The following is an 11,816-nucleotide window of genomic DNA, read 5'->3' on the forward strand; positions in this document are numbered from 1 at the left end:
GGTACGGCAGGTCGGGGTCGAGGCGGCGGGCCTCGGCGAGCAGACCGGAGAGCCGGCGCGGCGCGTCGTGCTCCAGGTCGAGCAGGCGGAGGGCCTGCGCGAGCTGCTCCTCGCTGAAGCGGGAGTCGTCGGGGGTGGCGATGAGGTCGGGCTCGGGCATCTCCGCGCCGAGGTGCTCGCGCTCGACCGGCGGGGTGAGCAGCAGGTCCACGAGGTCGCCGAGGCGCACGGAGGCGGGGGTGCGCAGGCCGGTGCCGTGGGCGAAGAAGGCGTCCGTGACCTTGGTGGCCTGTGCGACGGGCAGCGGCAGGACCGGGGCGACGAGCTGTCCGTACAGGTCGAGCCCGGTGTACCGGGTGGGGGCGGCGAAGGCCTGGCGGTCCTGTTCGGCGCGGAAGAGGGGGCCGGCCTCCAGGAGGCGGGACTGGAGCTGGGTGTGGCGCCGGATGCAGTCCTTGACGATGTCCACGAGTTCGGCGGCCCGCCGCTTGTGTTCGGCGGTCTTCGGGTCGGAGGTCGTCTCCGCCTCGTCGCGCGCCTTGCGGATGTTGGTGAGGATCGCGTTCTCGTGGCGGTAGCGGTCGGCGACGTGGTCGAGCGCCTCCGCGATCATGTCGGGGACCGCGTGGAGCCAGTCCACGGCGCGGACGTTGCGGCGGGTCGCCTCCAGCGTCTTACGGAGGGTCTCGGCGTACTGCACGGTCCGGTACCGCGCCTGCTCGGCGGCGAGCTGGGCGTCGGCGAGCCGGCCTCGGCTGATGAGCACCTCCAGCTTCACCTCGGCGGCGATCTGGGCGCTGGTGACGTCGGTGTCGAGGGCGCCGACGAGCACGTTGACGGCCTCGTCGGTGGTACGGAGGTAGACGCCTCCTCCGTAGCCGGGGACCTCCTCGATGAGCTTGAAGTCGTAGTCCCGGCGGACGTACACGCCGTCGGTGTCGAAGGTGCCGTAGACGGCGCGGAAGCCGCGGTCGACGCTGCCGACGTTGATCAGGTTCTCCAGGACCCAGCGGGCGACGCGCTCGTGCTCGGCGGCGGGCCGCCCGGGCGCCTGCGCGGCGACGCGCGGGATCAGCCGGGCCACTATCTGCTCGTGGTCGGCGCCGGTGTCGAAGTCCATGTTCAGCGTGACGAGGTCGATGGCGGCGAGGGCCACCTCCGCCATCGCGTACACCGAGTACTCGCCCGCGAGGTTCGCCTTGCGGACGTCGAGGTCGTGCAGCGGGGCGGTGCACGCGAGCGCGCGGAGGCGCCGCGCGAGCCCTTCGTCGGCGGCCGGGCCCTGCGCGGGCCGCGGCCCCGCGCTGAGCTGGGGCGGAGCGGGATCCGTCGAGGCTGGCGAAGTCACGGTGCACAGAGTAGGTCCTGGAACTGACACCGGTCGAAACGGCGCAGGTCCGGCCGGGGGTCGGAGGCGGTGGTACGGAGCGGGGCACGGGTTCCGAAGGGGCGCGGCTCGGTGGTACGGGTCCGGTGCGTGGCACGGCGGACGGGGCACGGCGGTACGAGTCCGGTGCGCGGCTTGGCGGGCAAGGCACGGCGGTACGAGCCGGGCGGTACGGGCCGGCCCCGTGGCCGGGGCGGGGCGGTACGGGTCGGCGGGCGGGCTTGCGCCCGGGCCGGGCGGTACGGGTCGGCGGGCGGGCTTGCGCCCGGGCCGCGGAGGGCGCGGGCCCTGCTCGGACCGCCTCCGCGCGGGTGCCCCGGCCGGTGGGCCCCCGGGGATCGGGGACCGGGCGGGCAGGGGACGGCGAGGGCGGCCCCGCGAGGCCCACCGTCCCGACGGGGTCAGGGGGCCGTCAGGACCGTCCGCTCACGCGGTCCCGTCCGCCGGGGCTTCCGGGGCCCGCCCCGCGAACGGGGCGTACGCGGCGGCGAGGCGGGTGTGGGAGTCGTCCAGGTAGCGGGCGAGGAGGCGTTCGGCGGCGGACCGGTCGCCCGCTCGCAGGGCGTCGAGGATCTCGCGGTTGCGCAGGAGGAAGGGCCGGTGCAGGGAGCGCGGGTCCGGCACGACGTGGAAGGCGAGGCGGAGTTCGGCGAGGACGCTCCGCATCAGTTCGTCGGTGCGGGGGCTGCCGGCGAGGGCGACCAGCGCGCGGTGGAAGTGGATGTTGGCGGTGGCGACGCCCTGCCAGTCGTCGGCGCCGGCCGCGGCCTCGCCCTCCGCGACGGCGGCGGCGAGCGCGGCCAGGGCGAAGGGGGGCTCGCCGAGGCCTCGTACGACCGCGCATTCCACGAGCCGCCGGGTGCGGTGGATGTCGTCGACGTCGTCGGCGGCCAGGACCCGGACGAAGACACCCCGGTTGAGCCGGTGGACGAGCAACCGCTCGTGGGTGAGCAGCCGGAAGGCCTCGCGCAGGGTGTTGCGGGACACCCCGAGGGCGCCGCCGATGCTCTCCTCGGAGAGACGGGATCCGGGCGGGAAGTACCCCTCCGCGATCCGGGTGCGGAGAATGTCCGCGACGCGCTCGGCGGTGCTGGTGCGCCCGAGCAGCGCGCGGTCCTCGGTCAGTCCCCCGGCGTCACTCGTGCCCACGGCGCCCCTTCCGTCCCGTTCTCCTCCGCCCGTGCGGCGTGCGCGGCCGAGTCAACCGCAGAACGGGGGACGGGACAACACATCTCTTGTCGGATCGTTCAACAATCCTCTACGTTGGCGGCACCGCGCTGCTCCCGCCCGCGAGTCCTCCGCCGCCGGCGGGCCGGGCCGGGTGAGAGAGGAAGTGCCGTCATGAGCAGGGTCTCGATCGACCTCAACGCCGATCTCGGCGAGGGCTTCGGCCGCTGGACGCTGACCGACGACGAGCGGCTCCTCACCGTCGTGACCAGCGCCAACGTGGCCTGCGGCTTCCACGCCGGGGACGCCCCCACGATGCGCCGGGTGTGCGAGCTGGCCGCGGAGCGCGGGGTGAGCATCGGCGCGCAGGTGTCCTACCGCGACCTGGCGGGCTTCGGGCGGCGGGCGATGGACGTGCCGGCGCCGGAGCTGGCGGCCGAGGTGGCGTACCAGATCGGCGCCCTGGAGGTCTTCGCCCGGGCCGCCGGCTCGCGCGTCTCGTACGTGAAGCCGCACGGAGCCCTCTACAACCGGGTCGTCCGGGACGGTGAGCAGGCGGCGGCGGTCGTGGAGGGCGTGCTCCTGGCCGGCGGGGCGCTGCCGGTGCTGGGGCTGCCCGGTTCGCGGCTCCTCGAGGCCGCGGCGGCGGCCGGGCTCCCGGCCGTGCCCGAGGCCTTCGGCGACCGGGCCTACCAGGCGGACGGCTCGCTGCTGCCGCGCGGGCGGGAGGGAGCCGTGGTCGCGGACCCCGAGCGGGTCGTGGAGCGGTCGGTGTCCATGGCCCGGGCCGGAACGGTCACCGCGCACGACGGAGCGGTGGTGCCCGTCGACGCCCACTCGCTCTGCCTGCACGGGGACACCCCGGGCGCGGTGGAGCTCGCCCGGCGCGTACGCGCCGGTCTGGAGGCCGCCGGGATCCGGGTGGAGGCCTTCGCGTGAGCTCCCGCCGGAGCGGGCCGCCGAGGGTGCTGCGGGTGGGCGACCGGGCACTGCTGGTGGAACTGCCCGACGGCGACCGGGCGGAGGCCTTCCACGCCGAGGCGCTGCGGCGGCGCGCGGCCGGGCAGCTGGGGTCCGTACGGGAGGTGGTGCCCGCGGCGCGCACGCTGCTGCTGGACGGGGTGGACGATCCGGAGCGGCTCGCCGCCGAGCTGCCCCACTGGGAGCCGGCGCCGCTCCACGCGCGCGTGGGCGAGGCCGTCGAGGTGCCGGTGCGGTACGACGGTCCCGATCTGCCGGAGGTCGCGGAGCTGTGGGGGGTGTCGGTGCCGGAGGCGGTACGGATCCACACGGCGGCGGAGTTCCGGGTCGCGTTCTGCGGCTTCGCGCCGGGCTTCGGCTATCTGACGGGCCTGGGCGAGCGGTACGCGGTCCCCCGCCGCGCCACTCCCCGCACCGCCGTCCCGGCCGGGTCGGTGGCCCTGGCGGGGCCGTACACGGGTGTGTATCCGCGTTCCTCGCCCGGGGGCTGGCAGCTGATCGGCACCACGGACGTGGTCCTGTGGGATCCCCGGCGCGAACCGGCGGCCCTGCTGGCGCCGGGCACGCGCGTCCGCTTCACGGCGGAGGGCGGGCGGTGACCGGCCGTACGGTGGCCGTCGTCCGGCCCGGGGCGCTGACCACCGTGCAGGACCTGGGGCGGGTGGGGCACGCGCACCTGGGCGTGCCCCGCTCCGGCGCCCTCGACACCGGTGCCGTACGTCTCCTGAACCGGCTCGTCGGCAACACCGAGGACGCCGCGGTCCTGGAGACCACCGTCGACGGGTGCGCGCTGCGGGCCGGGTGCGCGGTGACCGTGGCGGTCGGCGGGGCGCCCTGCCCGGTCCGGGTGGACGGGCGGCCCGCGGCCTGGGGTACGGCGGTGCGGCTCGGGCCCGGGTCGCTCCTGGAGGTCGGCGCGGCCGTGCGCGGGCTGCGCTCGTACGTGGCGTTCGGCGGCGGGATCGCGGTCGAACCGGTGCTGGGCAGCCGCTCCACGGACCTGCTCTCCGGCCTGGGCCCGGCGCCGCTGTCGGCCGGCGCCGACCTGCCGCTGGGGGCGGTGGCCCCCTCCGTGCGGGGGCCGGTGGACGCCCCGCCGTGGCCGGGCCCGCCGGACGAACTCGTCCTGCGGGTGCGGCTCGGCCCCCGGGACGACTGGTTCACCCGCGAAGCGCTGGAGACCCTCGCCACGCGCGCGTACCGGGTGTCGACCGCGAGCAACCGGATCGGGCTGCGGCTCGACGGCCCGCCCCTGGAGCGGGCCGTACCGGGTGAACTGCCCAGCGAGGGCATGGTCCTGGGAGCGGTGCAGGTGCCGCCGGACGGGCACCCGGTGGTGTTCCTCGCGGACCATCCCACGACCGGCGGCTATCCGGTGGTGGCGGTGGTCCGGGAAGGGGACCTCGGCGCGGCGGCCCAGGCCGTGCCGGGCACTCCGGTCCGCTTCGTCCCGGTGACCCGGCGCGGGCCGTCCGGTGGCGGGCCCCGGTAGCGACGGCTCCGGGCCCGCGAGGGGCCGGCGGACGCGCCTCCCCGTCGGTCGGTCCCGCCCCGCCCCTGGCGTCGCGCTTCGCCCGGGGCACGCCTCGCCGGGGGGCCGCACCACCCCAGGGCGCCCCTCCCGGTCCGACGGGCGGCACGGGCCGGGGCCACCGGCGACGAGGATCGGAGGCTCCCGCCGGGACGGGGCCGGGCCCGGACCCATGGCACGTCAGGGGCGGGGAGGGGTCCGGCTCAGACCTGGAGGTCCGGTCCTATCCGGTTCCGTACCGCGGTCTGGACCTCGACCTCCTCGGCCGGGTCGGCGGCGAGGCGGCGGAGTCGCTCGGCGACGCGTACGTCTCCGGTCTCGGCGTGCTGGGCCGCGAGCTCGCGGGTGGTCTCCTCGCAGTCCCAGAGGCATTCGACGGCGAAGCCGGTCGCGAAGGTGGGGTCGGTGGCGGCGAGGGCCCGGGCGGCCCGGCCGCGGAGCTGGGAGGAGGAGGTCTCGCGGTAGATGTGGCGCAGCACGGGGGCCGCGCAGGCGATGCCGAGGCGTCCCGCGCCGTCGGCGAGGGGGCCGAGGGCGGCGGAGTCGGGGCCCTCGCCGCGGACGGTGCCGCGCAGGGCGTCGAGGACGAGGCGGGCGTCGGCGGCGCTGCCCCGGCAGGCGAGGACCTCGGCGGCGGCGGCACCGAGGGCGTCGTCGCGGCGGACCCAGGCACGGGCGCGGGCGACGGCGTCCTCCCCGCACATGCGCCGGTAGGCGGCGACGGCCGCCTCGGCGACGGTACGGGAGTCGGTGTCGGCGGCCCCGCGGGCGGCGAGGTCGGCGGCGGCCTCGACCAGATCCAGGACGGCGGGGTCCCGGGCCTCGGCGAGGTGGTGCAGGGCGGCGCCCCGGGCTCCCGGCGCGCCGTACCGGGCGGCGTCGAGGAGTTCGGGCCGGTCCTCGGGGCCGGCGACGGCGGTGAGGCAGCGCGCGGCGGGCCCGTGCAGCAGCGCACCGCGCGCGTACCCCTCCTGCGCCCAGTCGAGGACGGCGCGCACGCTCCAGCCGGGGCGGGGTCCGGCCGGGCGCAGCTGGCGCTGCCAGCGGTCGAAGGAGCCCTGTTCGCGGGCGGCGCGGACGCGGGCGCCGACGGCCTCGCGGGGGTCCTCGGCCCACAGCCGCCAGGGGCGGGGTTCGAAGGCGTCCCGCACGGTGCGGGACAGTTCGGCGTCGCCCTCGGGCCCGGCGGGGAAGCGGGCGAGAACGGGCAGGGCGAGGCCGCGCAGGCCGGCGTCGTCGTCGCGGAGCGCGAGCTCGTCCAGGGCCCAGGCCCAGTTGGAGCCGGTGGCCGCGTAACGGCGCAGGAGGAGCAGGGCGTCGCGCCGTCCGTAGGAGGCGAGGTGGCCGAGGACGGCCAGGGCGAGCCCCGTCCGGGACTCCTCGGTGTCGAGGTGGTCCTCGGCACAGAAGAGGTGCGCCTCGATCTCCTCCAGGCCTCCGTGGAGGTCGAGGTGGAGACGGGCGTAGTACAGGGAGCGGTTCTCGACCTGCCAGTCGTGGCGGGGGTCCTGGAGCACGCAGTGGTTGAGGGCCGCGAGGGCCTCGGCACGGGGGGCGGCGAGCGCGTGCAGGGTGCCGTCGCCGCGGCCCCTCTGCAGCAGACCGAGCAGGGTGCCGCTCGGCGCTATGACTGGATCGAACATGGGAAGACGCCTCACATCAAGCTGTCGACACGACCGGGGGGGACCGGGAACATCCGGGGGTCCGGTATGACCCGGGTCGGGCGGTACGTCACCCGTACACCTAGGCCGTGCGGCGACATGCCGAGTCGCTCTTCGTCGTCCATCGCTTGCCAGTGACCATCTTCCTCTGCCTCTCGTCGATGGCCCGGTCCACCGGGCCCGACGTCATGATGACCCACCCGTTTCGGCGCCGCGACCACATTTACGGCACCGCTCTCACCTGGGGTTCAGCGCCCGTTCACCCGGTTTGGAAGAGTGCGAGGAGTTCGGTCCTGCCGAACATCCGGGCCGTGTCCAGGGCGGACGGAGTCCCGGCTTCCGGATTTGCGCCGCCGTCGAGGAGGGCACGGACGACGGCGTCCTCACCCTTGAAGACGGCTCCGGCGAGGGGGGTCTGGCCGCGGTCGTTGGCGCGGTCGGCGTCGGCGCCGCGCTCCAGGAGGGCGGTGACCGCGGGGGCGTGCCCGTGGTAGGCGGCGAGCATGACGAGGGTGTCGCCCTTGTCGTTGGTGAGGTTCGCGGGGACGCCCGCGTCGACGTACGCGGCGAGCGCCTCGGCGTCTCCGGCGCGCGCCAGGTCGAAGACCTTGGACGCCAGCTCGACGACCTCGGGGTCGGGAGTCTCGCTCATCTCTCGGTAACCGCCCTTCCAGCTGTGACCTGCGCACGGCGAACGCCGCCGTACGAGTGAATCGACAGGGTACTGCCCGTCCGGGGACATGACGGCGCCCGGCCGAGGCAAAGATCACGGCAGTCCGGACCCTGCCCCGGACTAGCGCACCTCACGCATTTCGCCACCGGGAAGCGGGGGCGGCGTCGGCCGGTCAAGTGAAAACATCACCAATTCACCCGATTGCACCTTTAATCACATAGATACTTCCCGTGAACTTGGAAGGACTCATGGTGACTGTCCCCTCAACCAGGAGAACACCCAATGATCCTGTCCATCTCAGGCGTGGTCCTGCTCGGCATCATCTGCTTCCTGTTCTTCAAGAAGGACGGGATGAAGGCCTCCCACGCCCTCGTCAGCGCGCTGTTCGGCTTCTACCTCGCGGGCACCGCGATCGCCCCCAGCATCACGGCGGGCGGGCAGAGCCTCGCCAGCCTCCTGGGCGGGATCAAGTTCTGACGCCCCTCAGCCCCTTCCACGACTCCAGGAGTACGACGTGGCCCGGCGACCACTCCCCCGCATTCTGAGCAGCGGCAGCGCACAGATCGCTCGCAGCCGAGAGATCGCGCGCACGGCCGCCGACAGCGCCACCGACGTGCTCCATCCGCTGATCACGGTCACCCGGGGTCTGCGGAAACTGGCGGCGGCCGCGCGCGCCAGGTGGGCCGCGACCCCCAAGGAGCGGCGCGGTCCCACGCTGTTCCTGGTCGCGGCCGTCGTCCTGGCCGTCGTCCTCATGCCGTACGGGCCGCTGTTCGCGCTCGTCACGCTGATGGGCGCCGCCGCGTGGAAGGGGCGCGAGCGTCCGGTCGTGAGGACCGGACCCGACGAGGCGGAGCTGGCACGTCTCAAGGGCCTGTACGAGGCGCTCGTGCCGTACTTCTCCGTCCCCGAGGACCCCGCTCCGCTGTTCGCCCACGGCGGCGACTGGAGCGGCGCCCTCGACGAGTACGCCTTCGACCAGGACGGCCGGCCGACCCGGCTGCGGATCGCGTACCCCCCGTACTTCACCGACGGCGAGCCCGCCGCCCGGGCCCGCGTCGAGCAGCTGCTGCGCGCCAAGTCCGGGCGCGGCCGGGAGTACCTCTTCGACTGGGACGAGGAGGGCAACCGGCTCGTCATGAGCGTCCTGCCCCCGCTGCCCACCACCGTCGCCGCCCAGCGGTTCGTGACCGTGCCCGGCGAGACGGTGCTCGGCTTCACGGACGCCGACGCCGTGCAGCGGACCGTTCCCGTGGTGACCGCCGACGGAGCGGAGGACGCCCCCGCCGTGGTGTGGCGCACCGGGCCGCGCTCCACCGAGCCGCACCTGCTCGCCGTCGGCCAGCCCGGCAGCGGCACCACCTCCCTGCTGCGGTCCCTCGCGCTCCAGGCCCTCCCCCACGGCGACGTCCTGATCGTCGAGGGCACCGGCTCGGGCGAGTACGCCTGCCTCGTCGGCCGCGAGGGCGTGCTGGGCGTCGAGAGCGCCCTCTCCGGCGCGCTCGGCTGCCTGCAGTGGGCGGTGCAGGAGACCGAGCGGCGGCTGATCGCCGCGAACCGGGCCCGCCAGGCGGGCGAACCGGCGCCCGAGGACACCCGGCGGCCGCTGTGGATCCTCGTCGACCGGCCGGGCGTCCTGGGCCACCTGGCCGCCGCCGAGGGCCGGCCGGACCCGCAGGAGCTGCTCCAGGTGCCGCTGCGGCACGGGCGCGCGGCGCACGTGACGGTGGTGGTGGCGGAGCAGTTCGACAGCGTGGACACCCTGCACGAGACCGTACGGACCCACACCCGGGCCCGGGTCGTGCTCGGCCCGGCCCCGGCGGACCGAATCGCGTGGGTCCTCGGGGCGGAGCCGCACACCACACCGGTCCCGCACGTGCCGCCGGGCCGTGGCTACGCGCGCCTCGGGACGGGCCCGGTGCTGCGCCTCCAGGTGCCGGCGACGCCCGACCCGTACGACGACGCGACCAGCGAGACGCACCGGCAGGCGGTCCTTCAGCTGCTGCCGGAGCGCCTGCCGGCGGTCACGGCACCGCTGGAGAAGATCCCGGAGTCGGCCGCTCCGCCGGCCGCCGTGCCCGAGCCGCTCGCGGAGCCCGCGGCCCCGCCCCACCCGGCCCCCCGGCACACGCCGGTCCCCGCGGAGGGCTGAAGGGCCCCCGGACACGGCGAGGGGCCGGTACGGACCCGGGTCCGTACCGGCCCCTCGCCGTGTCCGGCCGTCAGGCGACGAACGAGCGGGGCGGCTCGGCACCGCTCGTCATGCCGGAGGCGACGAGCCGGGCCGCGGCGGCCAGCCGTACGGCCGCCTCCTCGGCGACCGCCCCGGCGACCGTGAACGGCAGCCGGACGTATCCCTCGAACGCGCCGTCGACGCCGAAGCGCGGCCCCGACGGCACGCGGATCCCGACGCGCTCCCCCGCCTCGGCGATCCGCGAGCCCGACAGGCCCCCGGTCCGCACCCACAGGGTGAGGCCGCCGCGCGGTACGGAGAACTCCCAGTCGGGGAGTTCCCGGCGGACGGCGGCGACCAGGGCGTCCCGGTTCTCCACGGCCTGCTCGCGCCGCAGGCCCACGGCCTCCTCCCAGCCGCCGGTCCGCATGAGCCAGTTGACGGCGAGCTGCTCCAGGACGGGCGTGCCGAGGTCCGCGTAGGCGCGGGCGGCGACGAGCGAGCGGATGACGTCGGGAGCCGCCCGGACCCAGCCGATGCGCATGCCCGCCCAGAAGGCCTTGCTGGCCGAGCCGACGGTGAGGACGGTGGAGCCGGCCGGGTCGAAGGCGCAGACCGGGCGGGGCATCTCCAGATCGTCGTCGAGGTGGAGCTCGGTCATGGTCTCGTCGACGACGAGGACGGTGCCGGCCGACCGGGCGGCCTCCACGAGCTGCCGCCGCTGGTCCTCGTCGGCGAGCGCGCCGGTGGGGTTGTGGAAGTCGGCGACGACGTACGCGAGGCGGGGCGCGGCGTCCCGCAGCACCTGGCGCCAGCGGGGCAGGTCCCAGCTGCCGAGCCCCTCGGACATGGCGACGGGCACCAGCCGGGCACCGGCCTCCCGCATGAGCTGGAGGATGTTGGCGTACGACGGGGATTCCACGGCGATGCGCTCGCCGCGACCGGCGAAGAGGTGACAGATGGCGTCGATCGCGCCCATGGCGCCGGTGGTGACCATGATCTGCTCGGGCATGGTGGGGATGCCGCGGGCGGTGTACCGGTCGGCCAGCATCTGCCGCAGGGCGGGCAGTCCGGCCGGGTAGTCACCGTGCGTGTGGGCGTAGGGGGGCAGCTCCTCCAGGGCGCCCTGGACGCCCCGGGTGAGCCAGGGCTCGGGCGCGGGCAGCGCCGCGCAGCCCAGGTCGATCATCGAGCCGAGCGCCTCGGGCGGCAGGGGTTCGAGGCCGCGCGCGGGCAAGGGGTTCCCGGCCGGGACGGCGGTCCAGCTGCCGGCCCCGCGGCGGGACTCCAGGAAGCCCTCGGCGCGCAGGGCCTCGTAGGCCGCGGCCACCGTGGTGCGGCTGACGGTGAGGGCCAGCGCGAGTTCCCGTTCGGCGGGCAGGCGGGCGGCGACGGGGACGCGGCCCTCCAGGACGAGCAGGCGGATGCCGTCGGCCAGGGCGCGGTAGGCGGGCGGCTTGCGGGCGCCGGGCCCGGCGGGACGGGGCTGCTGCGCCTGGAGCTGCCGGGCGAGCTGGGCCGGTCCCACTGCCGAAGTCCACTGAGCCATCGAAATCAGTCCACCTTCCTCGAATTGGCCATGGTTGACACCCGATCCCCCGCCACAGAGTGACATGAGTCAGTCCACCATCACCACACAGGGGGCACTCCTTGTCCATCGCCTCCGGCCTCCGGGGCCGGCACCTCACCCGCCGGCTCGTCCAGCTGTACGCGGGGCTCACCCTGTACGGGTTCAGTTCGATCCTGCTCCTGCGCAGCGGGCTCGGCCTGGAGCCGTGGAACGTCCTCCACCAGGGCATCGCCGGGAGGACCGGCCTGAGCATCGGCCTCGTGACGACCGTCCTCGGCGCGCTCATCCTGCTGGCCTGGATTCCCATCCGGCAGCGGCCGGGCCTCGGCACGGTCTCCAACGTGCTGGTGATCGGTCTGGCGATGGACCTCTCCCTGGCCGTCCTGCCCCCGGTGCACGGCCCGGCCGCCCGGGTCGCGGCGATGGCGGCCGGCATCGTCCTCAACGGCATGGCGACCGGCCTGTACATCGCGGCCCGCTTCGGTCCCGGGCCGCGCGACGGCCTGATGACCGGTCTGCACCGGCTCACCGGCCGGTCGATCCGGCTGGTGCGGACGGGCATCGAGGTGACGGTGGTCGCGACGGGTTTCCTGCTCGGCGGCTCGGTCGGCATCGGTACGGTCGTGTACGCGCTGGCCATCGGGCCGCTCGCCCAGGTGTTCCTGCGCCTGTT

The 11,816-nt window shown here is 75.6% G+C and carries 11 protein-coding genes; 6 read left to right on the forward strand and 5 right to left on the reverse strand.

Annotation, left to right across the window (positions count from 1 at the left end; translation table 11 throughout):
- Both RIF68_RS12380 and RIF68_RS12385 read right to left on the reverse strand, forming a co-directional pair.
- Positions 1-1,348, reverse strand: a 1,348-nt coding sequence (locus RIF68_RS12380) for a hypothetical protein (protein WP_309051253.1), incomplete at its 3' end; no start/stop codon positions are given.
- A 465-nt stretch (positions 1,349-1,813) separates the two neighbouring features.
- Entirely contained in the window at positions 1,814-2,536 is a 723-nt protein-coding gene (locus RIF68_RS12385) for a GntR family transcriptional regulator (RefSeq protein ID WP_309051254.1), read from the reverse strand.
- Between the two features lie 192 nt (positions 2,537-2,728).
- Between RIF68_RS12385 and RIF68_RS12390 the strand changes: the two genes are divergently transcribed.
- Genes RIF68_RS12390 through RIF68_RS12400 form a run of 3 tightly spaced genes read left to right on the forward strand, consistent with a single transcriptional unit; the run spans position 2,729 to position 5,027 of the window.
- Entirely contained in the window at positions 2,729-3,493 is a 765-nt protein-coding gene (locus tag RIF68_RS12390) for a 5-oxoprolinase subunit PxpA (RefSeq protein ID WP_309051255.1), read from the forward strand.
- Positions 3,490-4,134, forward strand: a complete 645-nt coding sequence (locus RIF68_RS12395) for an allophanate hydrolase subunit 1 (protein WP_309051256.1) — start codon at positions 3,490-3,492, stop codon at positions 4,132-4,134. Before RIF68_RS12390 ends, RIF68_RS12395 begins: the two co-directional genes overlap by 4 nt.
- A complete protein-coding gene (locus RIF68_RS12400; protein WP_309051257.1) occupies positions 4,131-5,027 on the forward strand; it encodes a biotin-dependent carboxyltransferase family protein in 897 nt (298 codons plus the stop codon). Before RIF68_RS12395 ends, RIF68_RS12400 begins: the two co-directional genes overlap by 4 nt.
- Positions 5,028-5,269: 242 nt before the next feature.
- Here RIF68_RS12400 and RIF68_RS12405 read toward each other — a convergent pair whose 3' ends face one another.
- The gene (locus RIF68_RS12405) at positions 5,270-6,709 is read right to left on the reverse strand and encodes a HEAT repeat domain-containing protein (RefSeq protein WP_309051258.1); all 1,440 of its coding nucleotides are present in this window, start codon (positions 6,707-6,709) and stop codon (positions 5,270-5,272) included.
- A 277-nt stretch (positions 6,710-6,986) separates the two neighbouring features.
- Positions 6,987-7,379: an ankyrin repeat domain-containing protein gene (locus tag RIF68_RS12410; RefSeq protein WP_309051259.1), complete on the reverse strand. Its 393-nt coding sequence runs from the start codon at positions 7,377-7,379 to the stop codon at positions 6,987-6,989.
- Between the two features lie 303 nt (positions 7,380-7,682).
- Here RIF68_RS12410 and RIF68_RS12415 point away from each other — a divergent pair, with 303 nt between their 5' ends.
- The gene (locus tag RIF68_RS12415; RefSeq protein ID WP_046907412.1) at positions 7,683-7,877 is read left to right on the forward strand and encodes a hypothetical protein; all 195 of its coding nucleotides are present in this window, start codon (positions 7,683-7,685) and stop codon (positions 7,875-7,877) included.
- Positions 7,878-7,914: 37 nt separating this feature from the next.
- Positions 7,915-9,552, forward strand: coding sequence for a hypothetical protein (locus tag RIF68_RS12420; RefSeq protein WP_309051260.1), 1,638 nt, complete (start codon positions 7,915-7,917; stop codon positions 9,550-9,552).
- Positions 9,553-9,622: 70 nt separating this feature from the next.
- On the opposite strand, the gene RIF68_RS12425 is transcribed toward RIF68_RS12420, so the two are convergent.
- Positions 9,623-11,122 (reverse strand): PLP-dependent aminotransferase family protein, encoded by a 1,500-nt coding sequence (locus RIF68_RS12425; protein ID WP_309051261.1) that lies wholly within the window; start codon positions 11,120-11,122, stop codon positions 9,623-9,625.
- Positions 11,123-11,223: 101 nt separating this feature from the next.
- On the opposite strand from RIF68_RS12425, the gene RIF68_RS12430 reads away from it, so the two are divergent.
- The coding region (locus RIF68_RS12430; RefSeq protein WP_309051262.1) for a hypothetical protein at positions 11,224-11,816 on the forward strand (593 nt) is incomplete at its 3' end.

It is taken from the genome of Streptomyces sp., from assembly GCF_031178505.1.
GTDB classification, from domain to species: Bacteria; Actinomycetota; Actinomycetes; order Streptomycetales; family Streptomycetaceae; genus Streptomyces; species Streptomyces gulbargensis.

What these genes read in the sequence shown, in the direction of transcription:
- RIF68_RS12390 (WP_309051255.1), top strand. Translation starts at nt 2,729, where the DNA reads ATGAGCAGGGTCTCGATCGACCTCAACGCCGATCTCGGCGAGGGCTTC.
- RIF68_RS12405 (WP_309051258.1), bottom strand. Translation starts at nt 6,709, where the DNA reads ATGTTCGATCCAGTCATAGCGCCGAGCGGCACCCTGCTCGGTCTGCTG.
- RIF68_RS12410 (WP_309051259.1), bottom strand. Translation starts at nt 7,379, where the DNA reads ATGAGCGAGACTCCCGACCCCGAGGTCGTCGAGCTGGCGTCCAAGGTC.
- RIF68_RS12415 (WP_046907412.1), top strand. Translation starts at nt 7,683, where the DNA reads ATGATCCTGTCCATCTCAGGCGTGGTCCTGCTCGGCATCATCTGCTTC.
- RIF68_RS12425 (WP_309051261.1), bottom strand. Translation starts at nt 11,122, where the DNA reads ATGGCTCAGTGGACTTCGGCAGTGGGACCGGCCCAGCTCGCCCGGCAG.